The 26,937-nt window shown below is 53.6% G+C and carries 24 protein-coding genes; all 24 read right to left on the reverse strand.

Going from position 1 to position 26,937, the window contains the following annotated elements:
* Positions 1-50: 50 nt before the first annotated feature.
* Positions 51-980, reverse strand: a complete 930-nt coding sequence (locus ACMGGU_RS13355) for a glycosyltransferase family 2 protein (protein ID WP_262796446.1) — start codon at positions 978-980, stop codon at positions 51-53.
* Positions 981-1,063: 83 nt separating this feature from the next.
* Entirely contained in the window at positions 1,064-1,612 is a 549-nt protein-coding gene (gene rfbC / locus ACMGGU_RS13360; protein ID WP_069720601.1) for a dTDP-4-dehydrorhamnose 3,5-epimerase, read from the reverse strand.
* A 12-nt stretch (positions 1,613-1,624) separates the two neighbouring features.
* Positions 1,625-2,515 carry a dTDP-4-dehydrorhamnose reductase gene (gene rfbD / locus ACMGGU_RS13365; protein WP_069720602.1) on the reverse strand — a complete coding sequence of 297 codons (891 nt, stop codon included), beginning with the start codon at positions 2,513-2,515 and terminating at the stop codon, positions 1,625-1,627.
* 24 nt (positions 2,516-2,539) lie between these two features.
* On the reverse strand, positions 2,540-3,412 hold the full coding sequence (gene rfbA / locus ACMGGU_RS13370) for a glucose-1-phosphate thymidylyltransferase RfbA (RefSeq protein WP_069720648.1): 873 nt from the start codon (positions 3,410-3,412) through the stop codon (positions 2,540-2,542).
* A 13-nt stretch (positions 3,413-3,425) separates the two neighbouring features.
* Positions 3,426-4,514: a dTDP-glucose 4,6-dehydratase gene (gene rfbB, locus ACMGGU_RS13375; RefSeq protein WP_069720603.1), complete on the reverse strand. Its 1,089-nt coding sequence runs from the start codon at positions 4,512-4,514 to the stop codon at positions 3,426-3,428.
* 389 nt (positions 4,515-4,903) lie between these two features.
* A complete protein-coding gene (gene galF / locus ACMGGU_RS13380) occupies positions 4,904-5,797 on the reverse strand; it encodes a GalU regulator GalF (RefSeq protein WP_048223999.1) in 894 nt (297 codons plus the stop codon).
* 176 nt (positions 5,798-5,973) lie between these two features.
* Entirely contained in the window at positions 5,974-7,365 is a 1,392-nt protein-coding gene (wcaM, locus tag ACMGGU_RS13385; protein WP_420300644.1) for a colanic acid biosynthesis protein WcaM, read from the reverse strand.
* 12 nt (positions 7,366-7,377) lie between these two features.
* Positions 7,378-8,598 carry a colanic acid biosynthesis glycosyltransferase WcaL gene (gene wcaL, locus ACMGGU_RS13390; protein WP_063622062.1) on the reverse strand — a complete coding sequence of 407 codons (1,221 nt, stop codon included), beginning with the start codon at positions 8,596-8,598 and terminating at the stop codon, positions 7,378-7,380.
* Entirely contained in the window at positions 8,595-9,875 is a 1,281-nt protein-coding gene (gene wcaK, locus ACMGGU_RS13395; RefSeq protein WP_045908618.1) for a colanic acid biosynthesis pyruvyl transferase WcaK, read from the reverse strand. Before wcaK ends, wcaL begins: the two co-directional genes overlap by 4 nt.
* Before the next feature lie 17 nt (positions 9,876-9,892).
* Entirely contained in the window at positions 9,893-11,371 is a 1,479-nt protein-coding gene (gene wzxC / locus ACMGGU_RS13400) for a colanic acid undecaprenyl disphosphate flippase WzxC (protein ID WP_032646471.1), read from the reverse strand.
* Between the two features lies 1 nt (position 11,372).
* Entirely contained in the window at positions 11,373-12,767 is a 1,395-nt protein-coding gene (gene wcaJ / locus ACMGGU_RS13405; protein ID WP_045908619.1) for an undecaprenyl-phosphate glucose phosphotransferase, read from the reverse strand.
* 46 nt (positions 12,768-12,813) lie between these two features.
* A complete protein-coding gene (gene cpsG, locus ACMGGU_RS13410) occupies positions 12,814-14,184 on the reverse strand; it encodes a colanic acid biosynthesis phosphomannomutase CpsG (RefSeq protein ID WP_029742028.1) in 1,371 nt (456 codons plus the stop codon).
* 111 nt (positions 14,185-14,295) lie between these two features.
* Complete coding sequence (cpsB, locus tag ACMGGU_RS13415; RefSeq protein WP_045908620.1) at positions 14,296-15,732, reverse strand: mannose-1-phosphate guanyltransferase; 1,437 nt, start codon at positions 15,730-15,732, stop codon at positions 14,296-14,298.
* A 3-nt stretch (positions 15,733-15,735) separates the two neighbouring features.
* A complete protein-coding gene (gene wcaI / locus ACMGGU_RS13420) occupies positions 15,736-16,959 on the reverse strand; it encodes a colanic acid biosynthesis fucosyltransferase WcaI (protein ID WP_063622063.1) in 1,224 nt (407 codons plus the stop codon).
* Positions 16,956-17,435, reverse strand: coding sequence for a GDP-mannose mannosyl hydrolase (locus ACMGGU_RS13425; protein ID WP_045418617.1), 480 nt, complete (start codon positions 17,433-17,435; stop codon positions 16,956-16,958). The genes wcaI and ACMGGU_RS13425 overlap by 4 nt, the downstream gene beginning before the upstream one ends.
* Positions 17,436-17,437: 2 nt before the next feature.
* Positions 17,438-18,403 (reverse strand): GDP-L-fucose synthase, encoded by a 966-nt coding sequence (fcl, locus tag ACMGGU_RS13430; RefSeq protein ID WP_420300645.1) that lies wholly within the window; start codon positions 18,401-18,403, stop codon positions 17,438-17,440.
* 2 nt (positions 18,404-18,405) lie between these two features.
* Positions 18,406-19,527 (reverse strand): GDP-mannose 4,6-dehydratase, encoded by a 1,122-nt coding sequence (gene gmd, locus ACMGGU_RS13435; protein WP_003863514.1) that lies wholly within the window; start codon positions 19,525-19,527, stop codon positions 18,406-18,408.
* A gap of 24 nt (positions 19,528-19,551) precedes the next feature.
* On the reverse strand, positions 19,552-20,100 hold the full coding sequence (gene wcaF, locus ACMGGU_RS13440) for a colanic acid biosynthesis acetyltransferase WcaF (protein ID WP_045908623.1): 549 nt from the start codon (positions 20,098-20,100) through the stop codon (positions 19,552-19,554).
* 15 nt (positions 20,101-20,115) lie between these two features.
* Entirely contained in the window at positions 20,116-20,862 is a 747-nt protein-coding gene (gene wcaE, locus ACMGGU_RS13445) for a colanic acid biosynthesis glycosyltransferase WcaE (protein WP_008499420.1), read from the reverse strand.
* Between the two features lie 16 nt (positions 20,863-20,878).
* Positions 20,879-22,099 carry a colanic acid polymerase WcaD gene (gene wcaD / locus ACMGGU_RS13450; protein ID WP_045908624.1) on the reverse strand — a complete coding sequence of 407 codons (1,221 nt, stop codon included), beginning with the start codon at positions 22,097-22,099 and terminating at the stop codon, positions 20,879-20,881.
* On the reverse strand, positions 22,074-23,291 hold the full coding sequence (gene wcaC / locus ACMGGU_RS13455; protein ID WP_223539248.1) for a colanic acid biosynthesis glycosyltransferase WcaC: 1,218 nt from the start codon (positions 23,289-23,291) through the stop codon (positions 22,074-22,076). The genes wcaD and wcaC overlap by 26 nt, the downstream gene beginning before the upstream one ends.
* Complete coding sequence (gene wcaB / locus ACMGGU_RS13460) at positions 23,288-23,779, reverse strand: colanic acid biosynthesis acetyltransferase WcaB (protein WP_039025009.1); 492 nt, start codon at positions 23,777-23,779, stop codon at positions 23,288-23,290. The genes wcaC and wcaB overlap by 4 nt, the downstream gene beginning before the upstream one ends.
* Positions 23,779-24,621, reverse strand: coding sequence for a colanic acid biosynthesis glycosyltransferase WcaA (wcaA, locus tag ACMGGU_RS13465; RefSeq protein WP_045908626.1), 843 nt, complete (start codon positions 24,619-24,621; stop codon positions 23,779-23,781). Before wcaA ends, wcaB begins: the two co-directional genes overlap by 1 nt.
* A 151-nt stretch (positions 24,622-24,772) precedes the next feature.
* Positions 24,773-26,935: a tyrosine-protein kinase Wzc gene (gene wzc, locus ACMGGU_RS13470; RefSeq protein WP_048028312.1), complete on the reverse strand. Its 2,163-nt coding sequence runs from the start codon at positions 26,933-26,935 to the stop codon at positions 24,773-24,775.
* Positions 26,936-26,937 lie beyond the last annotated feature (2 nt).

The raw sequence follows: 26,937 nt of genomic DNA on the forward strand, positions 1-26,937 counted from the left end.
GAACACCTTTTCGAACATCTCGTAAACGTTTAATGTGACCTTGTGATACATTAGACTTTTTTCAATAATGCTGCGACAAATACAGCCAGAGTATCTATTCTAGTCTGCCTGTACATACCTAATTTGAAAAAATAATATATTCTTTGAAATACATTTTTTGTATGAATTGCTTTGAAAAATGAAAATCTTTCCTGATTTTCCTTTGTCAATAAGAACTTTATTTTTTCAATCTCACGGATATGTGCTGCGTTCCAGGAGCGATATTGTCCTTGAATAATCTTTTTGAGACGAAGCAAACGAGCCCTTAACCCCATATTTGTACCAATCAGATTTTCACCATGCTGTCGATATCCTAAACTGGGCTGTGGATCATAATTAATTTCCCCACCAGCGCCGGAAATCAAAATATAAATCCACCAATCATGACTGACGACATTAACAATGCCTGCCTGACAAACAATTTTGCGTGCTGCTTCATTCATCACCATCGTATTGCCACCACCAATGTTCTGTACCAGGGCATTGCAAAATGACGGTGAACGAGTGAAAAGAGGAGACAAGCCAAGGCTCTCTCCTTTTTCATTGATCAGATGAGTTCTTGTACAATACAGAGCAGGTTTGTCTGTTGGTATATTTTTAAGCCATTCTACCGCGTGGGAAATTTTGTTTTCATACCAGATATCATCCTGATCTGAAAAAGAATAATAACTTGCCGTCAAATCCTCACGTAACAATAATGATAAAAAATTACTCACAAAGCCCTGTCTTGGTCCAGCCACAACTTTCACTTTCGACACATTCTTTAAGGCAAAATCAGCTACTCTGGAAAGCGTGTTATCTGTTGAACCGTCATCTGAAATAATTAACTTCCAGTTAGTATATGTTTGACGCTCAAATGATGTAAGTTGTTCGCAAATATATCGCTCTCCTTGATACGTAGCCATTAATATTGCGACATCATCATTATTTGCAAGGGTCATTTAAAAGTAATCTCATTAATGCAAAAAGTAAAATAAAGTAATAACCAGAATACCTATCCGGCCTTTATTTACGCGAATTTCAACTAATCATAAACTTGCGCTTCGGCAAAAAATTCGCCAGCTAAATCTTTCTGTGACAACTGAATATCGTTAATAGTTGGCCATTCAATATTTAGATCCGGGTCATCCCACTTGATACAACGCTCTGTTTTTGGCGCATAATAATTAGTTGCTTTATACAAAAATTGCGCTCGCTCACTTAGCGTTAAGAAGCCATGAGCAAAACCTTCAGGGATCCAGAACTGACGTTTATTTTCTGCACTTAAAATAACGCCTTCCCATTGACCAAAAGTTGGTGATGATCTGCGAAGGTCAACTGCCACATCAAAAACCTCACCTGCTACACAGCGAACGAGTTTGCCCTGAGAAAAGGGGTCAAGCTGATAATGTAAACCACGAAGAACACCGCGTTGCGATTCGGAATGATTATCCTGTACAAACTCAACACTACGTCCTATGGCCTCATCAAATATTTTCTTATTATAACTCTCAAGAAAAAAGCCTCGAGAATCCCCAAAAACTTTGGGTTCAAATATAATAACTTCTGGTATCTTTGTTTTGACTATATTCATTTCAATGCCTGATTACTTTCCTAAAATCTCAGTAACGACACGCTCCACCCCAACCTTCCAGTGCGGTAAAACAACATCAAAAGTACTCTGGAACTTTTCATTAGAAAGTCGAGAGTTAGACGGGCGTTTTGCCGGTGTCGGATAGGATGAAGTCGTCACCCCTTCAACTTTATTAATTTTCAGTAATTCGCCTTTTTGGCTGGCAAGCTCAAAAACAAATTGCGCATATTCATGCCAGTTTGTTTCACCACTCGCGACCAGATGGTAAGTACCGTAGAGCGATTTATTATGCATCGAGTTACGAATAGCAATCGCGGTGCAATCCGCTAACAATTCGGCACCTGTCGGCGCACCAAATTGGTCATTTATAATTGATAATTGTTCCTTCTCTTTGGCGAGACGTAACATTGTCTTGATGAAATTGGCTCCACGAGTTGCATAAACCCAACTTGTTCGAAAAATAAAATGTTTCGGGTTATGCGCGGCAACTGCAATTTCACCAGCCAGTTTCGTTTCACCATAAACGTTTAACGGATTTGCTTGTTCATTCTCCTGGCGATAGTGAGTACCCTCACCATTGAAAACATAGTCTGTTGAATAATGAATCAATAATGCGCCAAGTTTTGCCGACTCTTTTGCGATAGTCTCAACACTTTCAGCGTTAAGTATTCTGGCAAGCTCTTTTTCACTTTCCGCTTTATCCACTGCTGTATGGGCCGCCGCATTGACTACCACGTCAGGCTGAACCGTTCGGATAGTCTCAGCTATGCCGTGCGTATCTGTTAAATCGCCGCACAGATCTTTATCATAAAAATCGACAGCAATCAGTTCCCCCAAAATCGAGAGAGACCGCTGTAGCTCCCAGCCAACCTGGCCATTTTTTCCAATCAGCAAAATTTTCATGGTGTTCTCATCAGCCAGATCAAATTATACTTTTTCGCCGATCAGCATTTGCAGATAGCGACCATAATCGGTCTTCGATAGTTTTTTTATCTGCTCCGCTACCTGCTCTGAGCTCAACCATCCCTTGCGGAACGCAATCTCTTCCAGGCAGGCCACCTTCATACCCTGACGCTTTTCAATGGTATGAATAAACTGTGACGCTTCCACCAGGCTGTCATGGGTACCGGTATCCAGCCAGGCAAATCCGCGCCCTAATAGCTCAACCTGCAGATTCCCCTGCTCAAGATACATCTGGTTAAGCGTGGTAATTTCAAGCTCGCCGCGTGCTGATGGTTTTACCTGTTTTGCCATCTCTACGACATGCTTATCATAGAAATAGAGCCCGGTGACCGCCCAGTTTGATTTGGGTTTTAACGGTTTCTCTTCGATAGACAACGCTTTATAGTTCTCATCAAATTCCACGACGCCAAAGCGTTCTGGATCCTGCACCTGATAACCAAAGACCATCGCTCCGCTGGTCATTTGCGATGCCGCTTCCAGTTTCTTACCGAAGCTCTGACCGAAATAGATGTTATCTCCCAGCACCAGGGCACAAGGCTCATTGTTGATGAACTCTTCACCAATGATGAATGCCTGCGCCAGGCCATCTGGAGAGGGCTGAACGGCGTATGATAAGCTTATGCCAAACTGCGCCCCGTCACCCAACAAGCGTTTAAACGCGGGCATATCCTCGGGAGTGGTAATCACCAAAATCTCACGGATGCCAGCCAGCATCAGTACAGAAATGGGGTAAAAAATCATTGGCTTATCATAAACAGGAAGCAACTGCTTAGACACACCTTGCGTAATCGGATAGAGACGGGTTCCGGAACCACCAGCAAGTACAATACCTTTCATCATAATTTCCTTTTTATTCTGCCAGTCCCAGACGTTCGCCCGCATAGGAGCCATCCATTACACGCTTCCACCAGCTTTCGTTTTTCAAATACCACTCAACCGTTTTACGGATACCTGACTCAAAGGTTTCCTGAGGCACCCATCCCAGATCGTTTTTAATTTTGCTGGCATCAATGGCGTAGCGCAGGTCGTGTCCCGGGCGGTCGGTTACATAGGTAATCAGATCGGCGTAATGGGTAATGCCTGCCGGTTTATCGGCAATGATTTCGTCCAGAATGGCGCAGATTGTTTTCACGACGTCGATGTTTTTACGCTCGTTATGACCACCGATGTTATAGGTTTCGCCAATCGTTCCTTCAGTCACCACTTTGTAAAGCGCGCGAGCATGATCTTCAACGAACAACCAGTCGCGAATTTGCTCGCCATTGCCATACACCGGCAGTGGTTTACCTGCCAGAGCGTTAAGGATAATGAGCGGGATTAGTTTTTCCGGGAAATGATACGGGCCATAGTTATTTGAGCAGTTGGTCACCAGCGTCGGCAGGCCGTAGGTACGGCGCCACGCACGCACTAAATGATCGCTGGACGCTTTAGAAGAGGAGTACGGGCTGCTTGGGGAATATGGCGTGGTCTCGGTGAAGAGCGGCAGATCGCTACCGGCCGGCAGTTCATCGGGATGCGGCAGATCGCCGTACACTTCATCCGTAGAAATATGATGGAAACGAAACGCCGACTTGCGCGCGTCGTCCAGTTGCGACCAGTACTGACGCGCCGCTTCGAGCAGAACATAGGTACCGATAATGTTGGTTTCGATAAAGGCCGCAGGCCCCGTGATGGAACGGTCAACATGGCTTTCAGCTGCAAGATGCATTACCGCATCCGGCTGATGTTGCGCGAAAATGCGCGCCATGGCGCTACCGTCACAGATGTCTGCTCGCTCAAAGGCATAACGGGGATTATTTTCGATTTCTGCCAGCGATTCCAGATTACCTGCGTAGGTTAATTTATCAACGTTAACCACTGAATCGTTGGTGTTATTAATAATATGACGTACAACAGCAGATCCAATAAAACCTGCACCACCAGTGACGAGTATTTTCACAAGACTATTCCGTATTGCTTCGCAATGTTAAATTTCAAACTTCACTTCTGAGGAGTCAGCAAAGGCATGCTGAATTCTGAACACGCTACCGCCCCTGGCTCTCCAGCTACCAGTGTACTGAAAACAATAACAATGTTAACTGTTCCAAGTGCGAGAACAGAGGCCTGATTTTACCGAGGTAGGCACAAAATGCTAATCCGCTATTCTCCCCTTAAACAGTCCTGAAAACAAGGAAAAATCTCTGTCAAAACCAGGAAGCAACAGTCCGGATAGCCTCATTTTACCTATTGATATTCTTACAAAAAAAAAGGTAGCAAGAGCGATTGCTTAAGCTGTAAACAGCCCACATACGCTCATTGCCACCCATTTATGTTAAACAATCTTGCGACTTATTCTGTCAGTAATTTCTCAATTCTCTTGCGGAACTTCGCCCCTTCCTTCAGGTTGCGCAGTCCATAGTTCACAAACGCCTGCATATACCCCATCTTCTTACCGCAGTCATAGCTCTCACCGGTCATCAGCATCGCATCGACAGACTGCTTCTTCGCCAGCTCGGCAATCGCGTCGGTGAGCTGAATACGGTCCCAGGCGCCTGGCTCGGTTTTTTCCAGTTCCGCCCAGATATCCGCGTTCAGAACATAACGGCCCACCGCCATCAGGTCAGAATCCAGCGTCTGCGGCTGATCCGGTTTTTCGATGAACTCAACGATGCGGCTCACCTGCCCTTCCGTCTCCAGCGCTTCTTTCGTCTGAATTACGGAGTACTCGGAGAGATCGCCTTTCATGCGCTTCGCCAGCACCTGGCTACGGCCCGTTTCGTTGAAACGTGCCACCATTGCCGCCAGGTTGTATCGCAGCGGATCGGCAGACGCGTTATCAATAATGATATCCGGCAGCACAACGATGAAGGGGTTGTCACCCACAACCGGACGGGCACAAAGAATAGAGTGTCCCAGACCCAGCGGCTGCGCCTGACGCACGTTCATGATGGTCACGCCCGGCGGACAAATAGACTGCACTTCCGCCAGCAGCTGACGCTTAACGCGCTGCTCAAGCAACGCTTCGAGTTCGTAAGAGGTGTCGAAGTGGTTTTCTACCGCATTCTTGGACGAGTGCGTAACCAGGACGATTTCTTTGATCCCTGCAGCAACAATCTCGTCGACAATGTACTGAATCATTGGCTTATCGACGATCGGCAGCATCTCTTTAGGAATGGCTTTTGTGGCTGGCAGCATATGCATGCCCAGGCCTGCTACCGGAATGACTGCTTTCAAATTAATCATTATTTCTTCCACCTTAAAATGGTTGACGAATTATAGCTCTAAAACCTGTTTTCGCCAGCATGATTTGCCGTAATCCTGAAGCAATGTTACGCCTTAGCATTACATATTTCAGTAGTTGTAATCTGATTCGATCGCGCTTTTATGCCAGGAATAGTCTTAAAACAAATTATTATCGATTATCTGTGCGGAAGCGCAAAGTTCAGCCTTTCCACATTCACTACCTGCTGGTCGACCCGGTCAATATCCACCGAGCTTTGCCCCTTCTCATTAACGGCTTTTATGTTCGCCAACGACAGCAGCGTCTCGTCTTTCGCCATGAATTTTCCTCGCACATCCTTGCGCAGGTCGAAGTTAATCTTCAGGGCGGGCCCCACGGCAGCTTCCTGCATGACATTGATATTGCGTAAAAAAAGATGCTGCGGCTTGTTGTGTAATTCAAGCGTAGCACGCTGCATATCCACGTTGGTTATCGCCACAAACGAGGTCGCGTTACCGGATGAAATCTGTATTCCGCGCAATTTATACGCAAGCTGGCGGTTATCGAGGTGAATATTATTGAGCTTAAAGTTCTGCGGGATGGACAAATAATCGCCTTTTATCACCCCATAGCCGATTAACATTCCCGCACTGCTGACCATGTCGACATTATCAATAATGAAATTATCACAGCCATAAATGGCCACCGTGGCGTTGTCTATTCCTGCCTTTTTACTGAAGTCAGGGGTGATATTTTTGGCCTTAATATTGCGTATAACAAAGTGTTTCCCGTTTTCCACGTGCACCAGCTGACGACAGTTACTGCCGGTGATGTTGGCCACCACGAAGTCCTTAACGGTTTGCTTTTCCGGGTAGTCGTTGTCGTAGGTGCTGCCAGCGAGGCCAATGCCGATGCCCCAGTTGATCTTGCCGTTGGTGCAGTTGATGTTATCGATGACATGGTCGGAAATCAGGATATTGCGATCGTTGATAGCGACGTTCCATTCGATCGCATCGCCCTGCAGATGGCTAAATTTGCTGTTGGTGATGCGAGCGCCGTCCACCTGGTTGTGGAAACCCTGGCGCAGGATAGCGTAGTTGGCCTGACTCACGCTGATGTTATCAATCAGCAAATTGCGCATCACGCTGGGTTTCTTACCGCCGATGTAGATCTGCGTTACAGGGCCAAAACCGCTCATGGCCAGCCCTTTAATTACGCAGTCGGAGCCACGTACATCGAGAGTGATATTCTCTGTCCGCCCCTCGCCTTCCCCTATCACTTTGCTGCCTTCCTGCAGAACAAAGCGGCCGCGGCCATTGCCGGTTAACGCCCCGCGGATCAGCAGCGTTTTACCGTCGGGAATGAAAATACCCGTGTTGATGTTTTCACAGGTCAGCCCGGCAGGGACAACGACGGTGTCCCCGTCATTAAACGCCTGCTTAAAGGCCGCGATCCAGTCGTTGTTATTGTACTGTTTAACAGAGACCGTTCTTCCGCTCGCCGCCCGCGCAATGCGGGACGACAGCAGCGGCGTGGCCGCCAGAACGGACAGAGACGAGACAAAGGTGCGTCGGGTAATCTTTTTCAGCATACATCCTCGGCGTTACAACGTTTGCAGCAGGCTGGCTAACTGACGGTTAATCACCTGCTGGTTAAAATCGGCTTCAACTTTTTGTCGGGCATTGTGCAGCACGGGCTCCAGCGCCTGCTGGTCGATGTCGCTGAAAGCAGCTAACCGATCGGCGAGCGCCATGGCGTTATTCTCGGGCACCAGCCAGCCGGAATGGTCAGACTTAATCAGCTCCGGGATCCCGCTGTGCAGGGTCGAGACCACCGGTATACCCACGGCCATTGCCTCCATCAGCGCCACCGGAATGCCTTCCATATCGCCATCTGCCCCCGTGACGGAAGGCAGCAGAAATACATCTGCCTCATCGAGCATGGCCTTGACCTCGTGGCTCGGCTTGAAGCCCGGCATCTCTACGACATCTTCCAGTTGATACTGTTCGATCAGCGTGCGCAGACGACGCTCCCACGGCCCAATCCCGAGAATGCGGTAGTGGAAATCCACCCCACGCGCTTTCAGCTGGCGGCAGGCTTCAATCGCCACATGCAGCCCTTTCTTCTCGGTCAGGCGCGCGACGGAGATGATCTGCAGCGGTTTGCCCGGCACCTTCACCGGACGGCGGGTAAAGCGCGTTAAATCCACGCCCATGCGCGAAACGGCAATTTTCTCTCCCGGGCAGCCCATGTTTTTCAGGCGTCCGGCCCACAGTTCGCTGATCGGCAGCATCATGTCGCCACGCCGGAAAAGCTGCTGGTATTCCGGCGTGTAGTGGTTCAGCACTTCGCGGCTGGAGATGTCGATACCGTGGAAAATGGTCGCAATTTTACCGTCAATTACGCCCAGTTCGCGCAGCTTCGCGGCGGTGACGCCTGCCGGGCCAAAGTGGGCGATAAACACGTCGGCACGATACGGCTGCGCCGTTTGCCCGCAGATGGCCGACAGGATCAGATTGCGTGATTCTGATCCATAGCGGGAGACATTCAGCGCCCGCCACGTCGACGCGCGATGGATCCCACGTAAGGTCTGGCTGGCGCGGTGGCGCAACTTACTCAGCTTCCCGGACGGCTCATCCTGCAGCCAGCGGGTTTTTGCCTCCAGCCCATACTGGGTATACGCCGCATGGGTATTTTGGGTATCGCCCTTTTGCAGGGCGATAATCTCCACGTCATATCCCATATCGATAAACGCGGTGATTTGGTTCAGAACAAACGTTTCGGACGACAGTGGAAATTTCAGTAAGAAGAAACCAACCTTCATTTCCCCTCCCGTACGCGATCGAGTACCGATTTCACCATCCCAATGCCCTTCTCGCGCTCGGCTTTCACCGCCACCGCCAGACGTTCATTGATAGCAGGCAGTTGGCCAAGCGTGTCCCCCACCATGGCGCCGAGCGATCCGTCCAGCAGATGACGAATATCCACCGCCATTTCCGGCATACCGAGCTGCTGCATAATCCCGGCGGACTTGTGCTCATAGTTAATGGCAATGGCCGGCGTGCCAAAGTTCATAGAGATAATGGCCGAGTGTAGACGGGTGCCCACCGTCAGGTCGCAGGCGGAGAGCAGCTTGCCCATCTCCAGGTCGTTCAGTTCATCCATCACCACGTGATAACGTGACGGGTCATTGACCAGGTTGCGCAGGTTCAGCGCCACCATGCGGTCATCTTTGTTGTAGCTGTCGATGCCGGTACAGGTGGACAGCGCCAGCACCTGGTACCCGCTGTCCAGCACGCGGTTCACCACGTCGGCGAACGCCTGCTCATACGCCGCCTGCGTCGTGCCTAAACGTTTATCGAAGGGCGCCAGCTCGCGCAGGGTAATGGCGACGGTTTTCTGTTTCGCCGCCACGTCGAGCCAGTGCTGCACCGCGTAGCTCGGCTGGAAGCTGTCGTCCTGGTGATCCACCAGCCAGGCGGTATCCACGCCGTGCTCAACTTTTGACGTGTCAATCTCGCTGCGCTTCATCATCTCAAGGCTGACCGACTCGCGCAGGATCAGCGCGTCGCAGTGGCCGAAGACATAGTTTGCGAGCTGGTTAAACTGCGGATCCTGGAAAGGCCCCACGCTGTGGCCAATCATAAACAGCGGCTTTTTCGCCATGAACGTGCAGAGCGCATGCTCAAACTGCGGCACGCCGTAGAGATCGACGAAGAATGAACCGCCGACCTGGATAATGGCGTCATAGCCGGACAGCAGACGAACAAAGTCAGTGAAGCCCTGCGCGATGGCGATGTTGCGCAGCTTGCCGGTATCGGTCACCCGGGAAAGCAACACCTGATGCTGGTAGCGACGACGCAGCACTTTTTTCACGCGGCCCATTACGCCCGCGGCGTTGTTGTGCTGTTTCATCTGGCTGTAGAGCGGGTCGCCCATCACCGGGCGGTTCAGTAACCAGGATGAGCTGACCGGATAACGGCTCATCACGTCCACTTCGGTCTCAGGCTTAAGGGTGTTAATCGCATCCAGTAAACCGCGCAGGATGGCGCTGTCGCCACGGTTGCCGCAGGTATGGTTGCCAAGAATTAATAATTTCATAATGGCCTCTTAAAGAACTAGCCTGCGCGAAGCAGCGTTTTCATTTTTTCGTTACGGCAAAACTGGCGCTTCATCTCAACGACCAGCGCATTGCGAGAAAGTACGATCATCACGACGAAGGCCAGCGCCCCCGCGGCAACCTGCACCGCCAGCAGCGCGGCCAGCGGTAGATGGCCGCTGAGGATCGCGCCCAGACCGTAGCTCACCGCCAGGGTCGGCAATGAGAGATAGAACGGCAGCCACAGGCTCAGGATGTATTGACGATAGCTGGAGCCCAGCACCGGTTTAATCATGATGAAGTAGCTCAGAACGGTATTGACGATCTGCACCAGCAGGAAGCCCAGCGTGACGCCAATGGCGCCCGCCATGTGCCCGCCGACGATAATTGCCGGAATAAACAGGAAGGTTTTGAACACGTTGAATTTAAAGCTGATGTCCACGCGCGCTTTTGCCATCAGCAGGGACCCAATCGGGTTCCCCACGGAGCGCAGCAGCCCTACCACGCACAGCAGCTGAAGGATCGGGATAATACCGTTCCATTTCTCGCCAAACACCAGCGGCACGAAGTTGCTGGACACCACCATCAGCCCCAGCAGCACCGGGAAGTTGATAATCCCCACCACCGAAAGCAGCTTGTAAAAGTTAACGCGCAGCTTCTCGGTGTCGTCCTGAATCTTGGCAAACGCCGGGAACAGCACGCGGGTGATTATTGGGTTCAGCTTCATCGGCGGCACCACCGCGACGTTGTAGGCCAGGTTGTAGCCCCCCGCCACGCTGGCGCCGAGAATACGTGCCAGCACCAGCGTCGAGAGGTTGGTGTTCACGTAGTTGATAATGCTGTCCGCCGTCAGCCACGCGCCAAAGCGCAGGTTGGACGAGACGGACGCAAGAGAGAAATGCAGTCCCGGACGGTAAATTTTACGCCCAAAGTAGCCGAACAGCAGCGTACGCACGGCAGAGTTCACCAGGTAACCGAGGATGGCGGTCATCGCCAGCGGCCAGAAATGGGCGCTCACGACGGTAAAGGTAAAGCCCGCCAGCACGGCGCTGGTCTCGATCATGCCGATCTTATTGAACTCCAGCTCTTTCTGCATCAGCGCGCGGAACTGCTGCCCGTGGGGGATCACCACGAACGCAAACGACAGCGTGCGCATCAGCGGGGCGAGATCCGGGTTGTGCAGCACGCTGGCGATGGTGTCGCTCAGCAGGAACACCAGCACAAACACGAAAATCCCCAGCCCCACGTTCAGCCAGTAGAGCGTGGTCAGCTCAAGATGGCTGATCTCTTTGCGCTGGATAATCGAGTTGGCGATACCAAAGTCAGACAGCGTATCGGCCAGCGCGATGATCACCAGCGAGACGGTCAGCAGGCCGAACTGGTGATTATCGATAATGCGCGCCAGCACCGTCATCTGCACCAGGCCGAGGCCAATGATGACGATGGTCGCCATCGCTGACCACTTGGCGCCGCTGATGGTTTTTTCACGTAAGCTCATCTTAGTACGCCGCTTTGTTCACGAAACCTTTGAAGATAGTCAGAAAAACAATCTTGATATCGAACCAGAGGCTCCACTCGCGGATGTACTCCAGATCGAACTCGATGCGTTTTTCCATTTTTTCCAGCGTGTCGGTTTCGCCGCGCCAGCCGTTGATTTGCGCCCAGCCGGTGATGCCCGGCTTCACCTTATGGCGCAACATGTAGCCTTCAATCAGCGAGCGGTACTGCTCGTTATGCGCCACCGCGTGCGGACGCGGGCCAACAATCGACATCCCGCCGGTAAAGACGTTGATAAACTGTGGCAGTTCATCCAGCGAGGTGCGGCGCAGGAAGTTCCCCACGCGGGTGACGCGCGGATCGTTCTGCGTGGCCTGGGTCACGACCTTGTCGTTCTCCATCACCTTCATGGAGCGGAATTTCCACACCATAATCGGCTTACCGTCCATGCCGTAGCGGGTCTGACGGAAGATAACCGGTCCAGGAGAGCTCAGCTTCACCGCCAGGGCAATGCAGCACAGCACCGGAGAGATGAGCAGAAGAATCAGCGAAGAGAGCACGATATCTTCCAGACGCTTCAGCACGCGGTTAATACCGGACAGCGGCGTGTCGTACAGCGGTACGACCGGCACGCCGTTCACCTCTTCAATACGCGAATGAAGGATGTTGAAGGTAAACACGTCCGGGATCAGGAGCACTGAACAGGTCGTATCCGCCAGTTCGCGCATCAGCTGCTTAATGCGGGAGTCGTCTTTCATCTGCATGGCGATGTAGACGTTGTGAATTTTGCCGGCCTTGGCATCGTCAATCAGTTGGTCGTAGTTGCCCGCCCAATCGGCAGGCACGCCGCCAGGCTTCGCGTCGTGATAAATCCCGACCACTTCAAAGCCTAACCACGGCTCTTTGCGGAAGCTGTCGAGCAGCACCCTGCCGACGGGCAGATCGCCTGCTACCGCCACAAAGCGACGATTATAGCCGCGGTTGCGCAGCCAGCCCGCGCCAAAGCGGATCAGGGAGCGGCACACTACCATGCCGACGCTGCTTAACAGATACCAGCAGAGATAGGTCACGAGGCGATTATCAAAATCATGGCTGAACGCCACCAGGCCTGCGCTGAAGATCAGGCTCAGGGTCCAGTTCTGCAGCAACAGCATCAGTTCGGTGGTCATTTTGACGCCGCGCCACGAGCGGTAGAAATCGGTCATTCCGCCGATCATCTGAAACACGACCAGCGCAATCAGGGCCATCAGAAGATGCATATATAAGAACGGCAGCCCGCTGATCCGACACACCGCCCACAATCCACCGACCATGATGGTGATATCAGAAAAACGCTGCACCATAGAGATTAACGATGCATTCGTTCTCGCTCGTTCGCGTTTTTTTAGATTCGTCATCGTTGTTCCTGTATTCGGTTCCCCCTCCCACCGGGAGGGGCAGTTATTACTGATTCAACAGCGCCAGAATGTCCTTCGTTCGGGCTTCCATCAGCGCGGTGTCCGCACGGGACTCCACGTTCAGGCGCACCACCGGCTCGGTGTTGGACGAGCGCAGGTTAAAGCGCCACTGCGGGAACGCCATGCTGATGCCGTCGGTACGATCAATTTCCAGCGCGTGAATCGCAAAGTGCTGCTCCACGCGGGCAATCGCCTCGGCCGGCTGCGCCAGCTTGCTGTTGATCTCCCCGCTCGCCGGGAACGCCGCCATACGGTCGCGCACCAGCTCGCCCAGGGTCTGCCCCTTCAGGCACAGCAGCTCGGTGACCAGCAGCCACGGGATCATTCCGCTGTCGCAGTAGGCAAAGTCCCGGAAGTAGTGGTGGGCGCTCATCTCGCCGCCGTAGATGGCGTCTTCTTCGCGCATGCGCTCCTTGATGAAGGCGTGGCCGGTTTTGGACATCACCGGCGTGCCGCCTGCGGCAGACACCACGTCGACGGTGTTCCAGGACAGACGCGGGTCATGAATGATTTTCGCGCCCGGGTTTTTCTCGAGAAACGCTTCTGCCAGCAGGCCGACAATGTAGTAGCCCTCGATGAACTGCCCTTTCTCGTCGAACAGGAAGCAGCGGTCGAAATCACCGTCAAAGGCGATACCCATGTCCGCGCCGTGCTCAATCACCGCGTTACGCGTGTCGTCGCGGCACTCCGGCAACAGCGGGTTAGGAATACCGTTCGGGAAGTTGCCGTCCGGGGTGTTATGCACTTTCACGAAGGTCACCGGCACGTTCAGTGCCTTAAAGCGCGCTTCAAGGGCATCGACAACCGGGCCGGCCGCGCCGTTACCGGAGTTAATCACCAGCTTCAGCGGCTTCAGGTTCGCCACGTTGATGTAGCCCAGCAGGTGGTCGATGTACTCTTTCTGCAGGTTGATTTTTTTGTAGCTGCCGCGCTTCGCCTCGTTCACCGGCGGGAAATCGTTGGCTTCCGCCAGGCGCTGCACGTCGCGCAGGCCGGTGTCGCCGCTGATCGGGCGGGCGCCCTTGCGCACCAGCTTCATGCCGTTGTAGTCCATCGGGTTGTGGCTGGCCGTCACTTCAATACCGCCGTCCACCCCCAGGTGGAAGGTGGCAAAGTAAATCTCTTCGGTTCCGGAAAGACCGATGTCCAGCACGTCCACGCCCGCATCCTGCAGCCCTTTCGCCAGAGCCAGCTTCAGGGATTCGCTGGTCAGACGCACGTCGCCGCCCAACACGATGGTCTGCGGTTTTAAATATTCGCCGTACGCACGACCAATGCGCCACGCAATGTCTTCATTCAGCTCTTCGCCCAGCTTGCCGCGAATATCGTAGGCTTTAAAACAGGTTAATTTTTCCATGATGACCCCTTTTTCAGGCAACAGTCGGTCCTGACCACTTAATGGCCAAATTGATTTTTTTGTCATTCGTAGGCCCGGTAAGCGCAGCGCCACCGGGCATGATGCTGAGGGCTACACCCGTCCGTAGCGGTCCTGGAAGCGCACGATATCGTCCTCTTCCAGATACGAGCCGGAGCGCACCTCAATTAAGTCGAGAGGAATTTTCCCCGGGTTCTCCAGACAGTGCGTCGCCCCCAGCGGAATATAAATGGACTCGTTTTCACCCAGCAGTTTGACTTCACCGTCGATCGTGACTTTGGCGGTACCCGCGACCACCACCCAGTGCTCGGCGCGGTGATGGTGCATCTGCACCGACAGCCCCTCGCCCGGCTTCACGGTGATGCGTTTCACCTGATAACGGTCGCCTGCGTCAATGGAGTCATATTTCCCCCACGGACGGTAGACTTCGCGATGAATGTGGTGCTCGTGACGGCCATCCGCCTTGATCTTCTCCACCACTTTTTTAACGTCCTGCACGGCGTTACGGTCGGCAATCAGCACGGCGTCTTTGGTCTGGACCACCACCAGATCTTTCACCCCGACCGTGGTGACCAGGCCAGACTCGGCGTAGACGTAGCTGTTTTCCGTTTTGTGGCTAATGACATCACCGTGATGGACGTTACCCTCCGGGGTATGGGCGCTGATCTCCCACAGGGAGGACCAGGAGCCGACATCGCTCCAGCCCGCATCCATCGGCACCACAACGGCATCTGCCGTGCGTTCCATCACCGCATAGTCAATGGACTCTTCCGGACAGGCGAGGAAGGCCTCTTCATCCACGCGGATAAAGTCGAGATCCGGGTCCACCACCGCCATCGCTTTCTCGCAGGCTTGCAGAATATCCGGGCGATATTTGCTCAGCTCTTCCAGATAGCGTCCGGCGCGGAACAGGAACATCCCACTGTTCCAGTAATATTCCCCGCTGGCGACATACGCCTGCGCGGTTTCAAGATTGGGTTTTTCAACGAACTGCGCCACGTCAAACGCCACGCTGTCGCCTTCACCCGGCGTCACGTTGCCGCGACGGATGTAGCCGTAGCCGGTTTCCGGCAGATCCGGCACGATACCGAAGGTCACCAGCTTGCCGCTCTCAGCGTAAGGAATGGCCGCACGCACTGCGTCACGGAAGGCCTCTTCCTGCTGGATCACGTGGTCTGCCGCCAGCACCAGCATCAGCGGGTCACAATCCGGGCTGCTGCGTTTTGCTGCCAGCGCCGCCAGGGCGATAGCCGGTGCGGTATTGCGTCCGGCAGGCTCCAGGATGATATTTTCTGTGAGTTTGTTCAGCTGGCGCAGCTGCTCGGCAACGATAAAGCGGTGCTGTTCGTTACAGATCACCACCGGGCTTTCACACTCCACGCCGTGGAGACGGTTTACCGTCGTCTGCAGCATGGTGAGATCCCCTTTCAGGCAGAGGAACTGTTTTGGATAGAGCACGCGGGACAGCGGCCACAACCGGCTACCAGAGCCACCAGCCATCACAACCGGATACAAAGTGGTTTGACTCATGATTTATCCCCGTATATCTGCAATAAATTGGCTCAGCACGTTCTCTTTCTCGAGCGTGCGTTCGGCATATTCACGTGCCACCGTGTTCATTTTTGGCATGGCAAGTGCCTGTTCAATGCCAGTGACCAGCGCCGGGACCGATTCCGGCTCTACGCACACGGCAATCCCCGGATAGCTGTCACACAGCTGGCCTAATTCAGTTTCGGCTTCGGCCGTAATCACCGCGTTACCGCCCACTGCCAGAATGTTGGTCAGCTTGGACGGCAGCACCGCATCCGCCGCGCCGCGCTTTTGCACCACCAGATGGCAGTCGCCCATCTTCAGCAGCGCAGGCAATGCCTCGTAAGACTGAAGCGGAAAGAATTTCACGTTGGTCAGGCCGCGTTCGCTGACCATTTTTTCCAGCCGCGCTTTTCCACCACCCTGCCCGACAATCACAAACATCCATGGATGTTCTTTCAGCAGTTGAGCCGCCTCGATCACGCTCTCCAGCCCCTGCTTTTCGCCGATATTGCCTGAGTAAAGAATGATTTTTTGATCTTCAGGCAAACCGAGCTGCGCGCGCAGCGCCTGAGCATCTCGCTCAGTCACGTCGCGAAAACGCGCCACTTCGGACCAGTTCGGGAAGAAGATCACCTTCTCCGCCGGGACGCCTTTCTCCTGCGCCTTGTTCATCATCGAGCGCGAGATCGTTGAGACGTAATCCACGTTGTGTAAGCCACTGCGCTCAAACGCGCTGGCGAGCTTCGCCACCTTGCCGCCTTTGCTTTTGCCTGCCATCCCCAGGCCCAGCATGGCGTCAACTTCATAATCCTGAATGTGCAGCAGGGTGCGCGCGCCGGAGAGTTTGCCCAGCAGACGCATGCCCGGCGTGCAAAACAGCGTCGGCACCACGCCGATGATGCGATCCGGCTTCCAGCGACGCTGCGCCATCAGCGGGAAGAAACTACTCAGAGCAAAGCTGCCGAGATGAATCAACCGTTTAAGCGTTGAGGGCTGCTTAGGCACATACAGCGGGCAGCGCCAGACGGTCGCTGCACCCTCTTCGCGACGGTAGCGCCAGCTTGAGTAGCGCTCCCCCACTTTCCATTCCGGGTAGTACGGCGGCGCGGTAATGACCCGCACGTCATGTCCCTGGCTCGCCATCCACTCGACCATCTCGCCGGTGTATTTCCCGATACCGGTTAGCTCCGGCGAGTAGTTGATTCCGTATACGAGGATCTTCATAAGCCCGGCACCCCGGACTGACGTTCAGCGAGGAAATAGGCGCGACTGTTGTCATGCACATTGTCGCTCGCCAGCAGCGCCTCTGGCGTCTGCCAGCGGTAGTCATCGTGCTGAGAATCAGGCAGACGCAGGTCTGCCTCACTCACCTTCAGGCGGAACCCCAGCACGATGTAGTGCGTGGTGAACCCGGTGCCTGAAAAGTTATCGTCATAGAAGTGCTGCCAGACCCCGTAAAACTGGCCCGCTGCCATCGGCAGCTGCAGACCCAGTTCCGCCAGAGTGAGACGCTCAAACGCATCGGTAAGCGTCTCATCCTTTTGCACGCGCCCGCCGGGCACGAACCAGAAGCCCTGCGCAGGACGGTTGGTTCGTTTCCCCAGCAGGAACTCGCCGCGTTCGTTCTCCACGATCAAATCAATCGAGATGAGCGGAGTGGAACGCACCACCGTGGCAAAATCTTCCTGACTTAAAAACATCATTACCCCCGGAAGCGGTGCTGGTTTTCCAGGAACCACTGATAGGTGCTTGCCAGCCCCTGCTCCAGTGACACCTCGTGATACCAACCCAGCTGATGCAGACGGGTCACGTCCAGCAGTTTGCGCGGCGTGCCGTCCGGTTTCGTGGCATCAAACACCACGCGGCCTTTGTAGCCCACCACCTGCGCGATGGTCTGCGCCAGCTCGCGAATGGTGCAGTCCACGCCGGTGCCCACGTTGATGTGCGACAGCATCGGCTCGGTGTTCTCCTGCCACACTTCGCGATCCAGCTCCATCACGTGAATGCTGGCCGCAGCCATGTCGTCCACGTGCAGGAATTCACGCATCGGCGTACCGCTGCCCCACACCACCACATCCGGCGCGTTCTCGGCGGTTGCCTCGTGGAAACGACGCAGCAGCGCCGGGATCACGTGCGAGTTGCTCGGATGGAAGTTGTCATGCGGTCCGTACAGGTTGGTCGGCATCACCGAGCGATAGTCGCGGTTGTACTGACGGTTGTAGGACTCGCACAGCTTGATCCCGGCAATCTTGGCAATGGCGTACGGCTCGTTGGTCGCTTCCAGCGTGCCCTGCAGCAGCTCGCTTTCGGCGATCGGCTGTTTAGCCATTTTCGGGTAAATACAGGATGAGCCGAGGAACAGCAGCTTGTTCACGTTGTGCAGATGCGCCGCGTGAATGATGTTGCTCTCAATCATCATGTTTTCGTAGATGAAATCCGCCGGGTAGGTGTTGTTGGCAACAATGCCGCCCACCTTCGCCGCCGCCAGATACACCTGGTCAATGCGTTCGTTAGCAAAGAAGTCCTGTACCGCACGGCTGTCGAGCAGGTTAAGCTCGTCACGCGTGCGGACAACCACTTCGATGTCACCGCGCTGTTCGAGCTGGCGAACAATCGCGGAACCCACCATTCCGCGATGACCGGCGACAAAAATACGTTGTTTTGTCATTCTCAGGACTCCAGCGCGATGGCAACCTCGTAGCCATGAGACTTGAGCAGGGAGTGTTTTTTCGCTGCTTCAAGATCTTTGGCTACCATCTCGGAAACCATCTCCTGCAGAGTGGTTTCTGGTTTCCAGCCCAGCTTCTCGTGTGCTTTGGTTGGGTCGCCCAGCAGGGTTTCCACTTCAGCAGGACGGAAGTAGCGCGGGTCAACCTGCACAATCACGTCGCCTGGCTTCACGCCCGGTGCGTCATGGCCGGTCACGGAAACCACGATGCCCTTCTCTTCCACGCCGGTGCCTTCGAAGCGCAGCTTGATGCCCAGCTGCGCAGCAGCCATTTCAACGAACTGACGAACGGAGTACTGCACGCCGGTGGCGATCACGAAGTCTTCTGGCTGTTCCTGCTGCAGCATCATCCACTGCATTTTCACGTAGTCTTTGGCATGGCCCCAGTCACGCAGGGAGTCCATGTTGCCGAGGTGCAGGCACGATTCCAGACCCTGCGCGATGTTGGCGATAGCGCGGGTGATTTTGCGGGTCACGAAGGTTTCGCCGCGACGTGGAGATTCGTGGTTGAACAGAATGCCGTTACAGGCGTACATGCCGTAGGATTCACGGTAGTTCACGGTGATCCAGTAAGCGTACAGTTTCGCTACCGCGTACGGAGAGCGCGGATAGAATGGCGTGGTCTCTTTCTGTGGAATTTCCTGCACCAGACCGTACAGCTCAGAGGTGGATGCCTGGTAGAAACGGGTTTTCTTCTCAAGGCCGAGGAAGCGAATCGCTTCCAGCAGACGCAGCGTACCCATGGCGTCCACGTCAGCGGTGTATTCCGGAGACTCGAAGGAGACCGCAACGTGGCTCATCGCGCCCAGGTTGTAGACTTCATCCGGCTGCACTTCCTGCAGGATACGGGTCAGGTTGGAGGTATCGGTCAGGTCGCCGTAGTGCAGGTGGAATTTCGGGTTCGCCGCGTGAGGATCCTGGTAAATATGATCGACACGTTCGGTGTTGAAAGAAGACGCACGACGTTTAATACCGTGTACTTCATAACCTTTTTCCAGCAGTAACTCTGCCAGGTAAGAACCATCCTGCCCGGTAACGCCGGTGATGAGAGCGACTTTAGACATGTTTATATTCCTCTACTTATGAATTTAATCAGTTTCAACGCGTTCGCGTATCACCACTGCGGGGTTGCCACGGCAAACTTTATTTGCCGGTAGCGATTTAAAAACGCTGCTGCGGGCACCAACGACCGTGCCATCGCCAACAGAAACACCCGGTGCAACAAAAACATCCGTTGCCAGCCAGCATTTTTCGCCAATCACAATAGGCGAAGCGGTAATATCAAAATGCTGACTCATAAAGTCATGACTGCCGGTGCACAAATAACATTTCTGTGAAACCACCGAATTTGCGCCAATCGTAATCTCGCCCAAGGTATATAACACCGCGTCATCCCCTACCCAGGCGTAATCCCCAAGCGTTAATTTCCAGGGGTAGGTAATTTTCACCGAGGGCCGAATGACTACGTTTTTTCCTATTTTTGCGCCAAACAGACGCAATAAAAATGCTCGCCAGCGGTACAGTATTTGTGGTGACCAGGCAAATAAGGTGGCCTGAACGGCCCACCATAGCTGCACTTTAATACCGCCCGCCCCCCGAAAACCTTTCGGTACGGAGAAACCGTTCAGATCCTGCATTACGTTTCCTTATATTCAGGCTTTGTTATATAAGGCTTTCGTTTTACTCGTGGTGCGCACGCGTAAAAAATAAGATAATTCCGCCCAGAACCCCGGCACGCGTAATATTTTACGCTGCACGTTTTTGGCATCCTGGCACAATTCCAGATTATTCGAGGTTGACACGCCACCCATAGAAAATTCAGATACCAGCCCTTTAATTCGGCGGAACGGGTAACCTGACTTATAGAGACTGGCGGCCAGCGCATAATCGGAAGACACTTTATACTGCAAATCGTAAGGCTGTTTTTTCAGACCTTTTACCGGAAAGAAAATGGCCTGATGGCTGGCAGGTAAACTGTGATAGATATACCAGCCCGGCTTCGCGCTGCGACACACTTTATGTCCGTCGCCAAAATCGAGCAGCGCATCGCCAATATACATGGCGTCCTCTTTCTGGCGCGCCAGTTGACGGGCAAACAGCGCCACGTCATCATGGAAAATATCACCCGAATTCAGAAAGATGGCATAACGGCCCTGCGCCATATTGATGCCTTTGTTCATCGCATCGTAGATGCCTTTATCTTTCTCGCTGATGTAACGTAAGTTGAACTCACCGTTGAGTTTTTCCAGAAACTCCGCCGTGCCATCGTTCGAGCCGCCGTCGACCACAATCCACTCAAAGGTGAGGCTTGGATCGCGCGCCAGGTTGCGCAGCGAGCGCCAGGTTTTTACCACCCCTTCGTAATTACGAAAAGCGACAGTAATGACGCTAAGAAACATAAATCACCTCATTTCGTCATACGTTCGTAATATTAAGCGCTTTGCGCAGAATAAACGGACAGACAATCAAGAAAGCATATTCCGGACTAAATATTGACCCGGTAAAAAACAGCGACACCGGCGTAAACAGATAAAGCTGCACGCGAAAGTTCTGGTTATCCCCGAACGCGTTAATCATCATTTTGAAAACTTTAAACAGATACCACAGCGTCAACAGTACGGCGAACCACGAAAAATAAATAATTAACAGATACAGACCATTGTCTATGGTTTTACCGACATCCGCACCGTTAAAGATTCCGAATGATGCAACATATTCGTAAAGTGAGCCGAATCTTACTACACCATCTATATGGGTTAAGGAATAACCCACCATCACCAGCGGTCCAATGATGCGATAATAGGACGATGAGCCTTCCGTTCCCAAATCACCCAGTCGTTCTGAGATGTATGGGAAGGCAAATATCACGCCCACCATAAATACCGTCAGGGAGATAATCGCCAGCGGCAGTTTTTTCTTAATCGCATCTTTGTTCAGGTACTGAAACGCCCATTCCAGCAGGTAAAACAGGATAAATGTCATTACCCCTGAGAACGATCCAGACAGAACGATTCCTGCAAGAATCATAGCATCGGTCTTAGGCGTTTTGATACCAAACTGTTTGATGCTGAGCCAAATTGAGATTAACGCCAAAGCGAAAAACGCCGGTTCAAAATAGAGGGCCGTGGTACGCTTCCCGCCGAACTTGATGAAGTTCAAAACATAGCTGTTGCTGTAAATGAGATATTTCGAAATTATCTCCATCAGGCTACTGCCGCCGGTAAGAATAATTTGCGCCATCTCCATGGCAGCAAGCATAACAATTAACGCAACGGCAATATAAAAGAACCTGAGGATTTTCCGATAATTGTGCGGAGAAATCGTTTTGAAGCGAATACTCCAGACCATTCCGATAATAATAACGATATAAACAAACAGCATGGTCGAGGTGACGTATTTACTGGCATCCAGCGACTGGCCAAAGATGTAGTTGAACAGCGTCAGGCCCGTGCCCAACCCTAAGGCAATCATCAGCTTCTTCAGGTTGATTTTATCGACATACAGCAGAAGCAGAACGGGCAAGAAGGTGACGATGGTTATCGGAAAGCTTTCGCCGAGCTGGGCAATTTTGACGTTGACCAGCAGATAGATCAGCGGCAGCAGCAGATAACTACAGATTCTGATAGAACGAGACATACTCCTCCAGCATCTGTTGTCCACTGTAGGCCTTGCGGCTGCGGTTGCGGAACGATTCCAGGTCAGTGCCAAAAACAGCCTGAGCGATCTGCGCCTTTGGCAACTGCACCAGCGGCAGGACCTCCAGCTCGGCAAAAGTTTTCCCACCCGATTTTTCCAGCACTTCGCGTGCCGCATCGCTGTGGGTGGCAATCACCGGCACGCCGATGGAGAGCGCTTCACAGAGGATCAGCGGGTAGTTATCCACGCGGGAGCTGAATACCAGCGCATCCATTTCATTCAGCGCGCTCATCAGCTTGCGCTTATCGGTTTCAAACCCGTGGTTCACCACGTTAGCCCCTTCGAACGGTGAAAATTTGCCGAAGGTATGGAGCTCAATTTTGTCACCCAGCGCCATCATGTCGCGCACCAGCTGCTGGTTGGTTTTCCCGTCGTAGCGCAGGTCATGCGCTACGATAGCGATTTTCGGTTTGCCCGCGGTTTCTGCCACCGGCGTCAGCTCGGCGAGAATGGCTTCCGTCGCCACGTCGATGCCGTTGTTAATAATCTGGCAGCGCCCTGCCCCGTACAGGCTGTTGAAGGCATCGGCCACGTGCTGGCTCGGGGAGATAAACGTGCAGCCGAGCGAGAGCATGTCGCGGAAAAGCTGGCGCTTGCCGGCCACCAGCGTGTGCGCGCGATCCACCTTCACCGGCGGATAGTTGCTCAGCGTCGGGCATTTCTGGCAATTGTTTTTCCAGCCTTCGCAGCCGTCGGTAAACGCGCAACGGCCGGTTACGCTCCAGTGATCGTGGAGCGTCCAGACGAAGCGGGTGTCGGGCTTGTGGGCCTGCACCTTCTGACAGAACGCCACCACCTCTTCCAGATTCAGCCAGTAGCTGTGCAGCACGTGAAAATGCAGCACAACTGGGCCGGTAGTGCGGGTCACCGTGCGATAAAGCGTATTCAGGTTGCCAAACAGATCGCGGTTAAACAGACGGAATAACGCGATATTGGCAATTGAGGTCAGGCGCGGCGTGTGCTTATGCACCTGCGGGAAGTTATCGTGACTGACGCTTTTCTTGCCGCCCTTGCCATAGCCGTAAATAAAACGAGACTGAAGTCCTTTTTGCAGCGCGCGCTGGTGAAGATCCAGCGCTACCCCTGCCGCTCCGCCTTCTGCGAGGCGTACGTTAAATTGCAGAATATTCATTTAATCACCTTCACGCGGGCTTTTTCTCCCACCACCAGCGCGTTATCCGGAATGGTGTCCAGCACCACGCTGCCCGCACCAATTGTGACGTTGTTACCAATCGTAATGTCACCAATGATCACCACGTTTGCGCCCAGCTCGACGTTATTGCCAATGACCGGGCAGGCCAGGCTGTCTGGCCCACGGTTGCCAATGGTCACCCCATGGCGGATGGTGAAATCATCCCCGGCGACCACGAACTTGTTGATCACCACCGCATAGCCGTGATGGATGGTAAAGCGGCGGCCAATGGTGGCCGCGGCCTGAATTTCATAGCCAAAAAAGCATTCGGTGATGATGCGATACAGCACCAGCACGGGTGCCGCCCAGATGTTGTTCAGGACATTTTTCTTACGCCACACCGAGCAAAAGTGCGCGATGCGGTACGCCAGAACCATGCAGCACGGACGCAGGCTCCAGCTGTTAGCGCGGCAATCTTCCAGAAACATTATTTCCCCCGAAGTCCATCAGCCAGGCGCTTGCCGTTACGAACGGACAACAGCGTCAGCAGCGTGCGCCAGTTCATGCGCTTATTGCGGATCTGATAGAGGGTAAAGAGCTGATATTTACGGCTGGCACGGTCAAACTTGTCCTTGTGCTTGCGGTAAAAATGGAAGTAACCCGAGAATTTTTTCGGCGAGGAGGTAATCTGCATCTCCCCGTGATTGATGTGCAGGATCTGCGTGGCCTCTTCGACCTTCCACGGTTCGCCGTATTCCACCACCATGCGCAGAAAGATATCGTAATCCTGCGCAGCCTTCAGTTCGGTATCGAACAGGCACTCTTTGAAGCGCCACGCCCAGGTAAAGACCTGGTTACCAATGATGTTGCGCTTGTAGAACAGGCGGCGAGAGTACGGTGATTTCGGATAGAGCGGCAGGCTGGCAGGCTGCGAGTACACCTCGCCCTGACAGACATAGTCATTGGCATACAGGAACGCGTGCGTGACCAGCTGCTCTTTATGCGACAGGAAGACAGACAGGCGGTTCGGCGTCCATTCGTCGTCGTCGTCGATGCCGGTCAGATACTGCCCTTTGGCCTGCATAATCGCCTGGTTACGCACAGCACAGGCGCCGGAGTTAATGGCGTTATGTGTATAAACCACCCGCGGGTCGTTGAGGTCAGTCACAAATTTTTGCAGCTGTTCATACGAGGAAGAGCAGTCATCCACGATGATCAGCTCCCAGTTATCGTAATCCTGACGTAACACCGACTTGATTGCGCGGATCGCCAGCTGCTGACGATTCCATGTCGGCATATAGATAGAAATCAAAGGGCGTTGTGTGGTCATTTTTTCCCCTCACCCCGGCCCTCTCCCCCAAGGGGAGAGGGTGAAAGGCAGCCAGTGGTTATCATTACGTTCGTCCCCCAAATCCAGCACCGAACAGTCCCCTCTCCCCTTTGGGGAGAGGGTTAGGGTGAGGGGTGTGGGGGGTGTTTTGTTATTTACTGTCAGACTTATATTCGTACTCGTAATAGCCATAATCCTGATAGCCGGTCGCGCGACGGAAGATGGAGTTCAGGATCACCCCTTTTACCTCAATCCCGTTCTGCTCGAAGCGGCTCAGGCTGGTTTCCACCTCTTTCAGGGTGTTCACTGCGTAACGCGCCACCATCAGGGTGGTACCCGCATGGCGGCCAACAACGGCCGCGTCGGTCACGGCCAGAATCGGCGGCGTATCGATCAGCACCAGGTCGTAGTTTTTGCTCGCCCACTCCACCAGTTCGCTAAAGCGCTCGCTCATCAGCAGCTCGGACGGGTTAGGCGGCACCTGCCCACGAGGGATCAGGTCAAATTTCGGCACCGTAGTGGGCTTCGCGCTCTGGCTGATATCACCTTTGCCAAGCAGGATTTCCGACAGACCGTTAACGTTGTTGGTACCCAGCAGTTCGTGGGTGTAGCCCTTACGCATATCGCAGTCGATCAGCAGCACACGCTTGTTGGTCTGGCTGACCACCGCCGCCAGGTTGGCGCAGACAAAGGTTTTACCGATTGACGGGCTAACGCCGGTTAACATCAGGACGTTATTTTTAGCCTGCATCATGGCGAAGTGCAGACTGGTGCGCAGGCTGCGGATCGCTTCGATAGCGAGGTCGGTTGGGTTACCCACCGCCAGCAGCTGGCTCTGTTTGTAACGCTTAACGCCTTTGATGGTTTTGACGCTGTCACGGGATTTTTGCCACTCAGACAGCGGAATGCTGGCATAGACGTTGATACCGTTTTCTTCCAGCACCTGCGGGCTTTCGATACCGCGGTTGAACAGCGAACGCAGCAGCACGCCAACGATAGAGAGCATTAGGCCGAGAATAATGCTGCCGAGAATGATCAGCGCTTTCTTCGGCTTCAGCACGCCAGGCTGGGTAATGGCCGGGTCGACGATGCGCACGTCACCCACGGTGCTTGCCTCGGTGATTTTCAGCTCCTGCTGCTTGTTCAGCAGCTGCATATAAACCTGCTGTCCGGACTCCACGTCGCGGGTCAGACGCACGATCTCCTGCTGGGTTTTCGGCATCGCGGTCACGCGGTCATTGAGCTTCGCCTTCTCCTCTTCCAGCGTGCGGCGTTTCTCCAGCAGGGTGCGGTAGGCCGGGTGGCGTTTGGTGTAAAGCTTGGAAATCTCCGCCTCTTTGAAGGTCAGCTCGTTAAGCTGCGCATCAATATTGACCATCGAATCGAGGACCGATTTTGCCTCCAGCGGCAGGTCAACGGAGTCTTTATCCTGACGGTAGGCGTTCAGCTTGTTCTCGGCATCATCCAGACGGCCGCGTACTTCCGGGAGCTGTTTCGCGAGGAAGGCCAGGCTTTTCGCCGCTTCAGCAGACTTACGCTCGACGTTCTGCTCAAGATAGTTGCGGGTAATGCTGTTCAGGATGTCGCGGATCTGATCCTTATCTTCACCGGTAAAGGTCATGCTCAGCACGCCGGTATCCTTACCGTTTTCGGTGACGGTCAGGTTGTTTTGCAGATTGTTGATCATCCCCAGCGTGGAGAATTTCGTGACGGTGAATTCACCGCCCTCCTGGGCATTGATCGCGCTGACCATCATGCTGACGCCATCTTTGGTGAGCATCTGCCCCACTTCACCGCGCGCGCTAAAGCCCGCGTCGCTGGTCAGCTGGTACTGTTTCGGGCCAAGTACCGTCAGGGTAAAGGTCTGATCGGCCGCCCCTTTTGGCAGCACAAAGTCAGTGACCTTGACCGTGTCGTTGTTTCTGCCCATCAACCGATCCCAGCCCGCACCAAAGATCGGGAAGGTATTTTTGGTGACGGAGATATCAAGCCCAAGGTCATGGACCGTTTTACCCAGTACCAGACGTGACTGGATGAGCTGAATTTCAGCATCGGAGGCCGGCGGCTTGTTCGCCAGCGCAGAGCCAATGTCCTGCACCAGCGAGTTGCCGGTATTCTGCTCGATCTGCACCAGCGCATCGGCGCTGTAGATGGGGGTGGCAAACAGCGTGTAGACGACGGCCGCCGCAGCAAACACGGCAGTAATGCCCAGCACCCACCACTTTGCCTCTACAACAGTGCCGACCAGGCGTCCAATATCAATTTCATCACTGCCCGAAGTCGGGGCGGCAGAAGGTCTTGTTTTTTCGGTCATTG

The sequence above is a fragment of the Enterobacter sp. BNK-8 genome (genome assembly GCF_048685095.1).
GTDB lineage: Bacteria > Pseudomonadota > Gammaproteobacteria > Enterobacterales > Enterobacteriaceae > Enterobacter > Enterobacter quasiroggenkampii.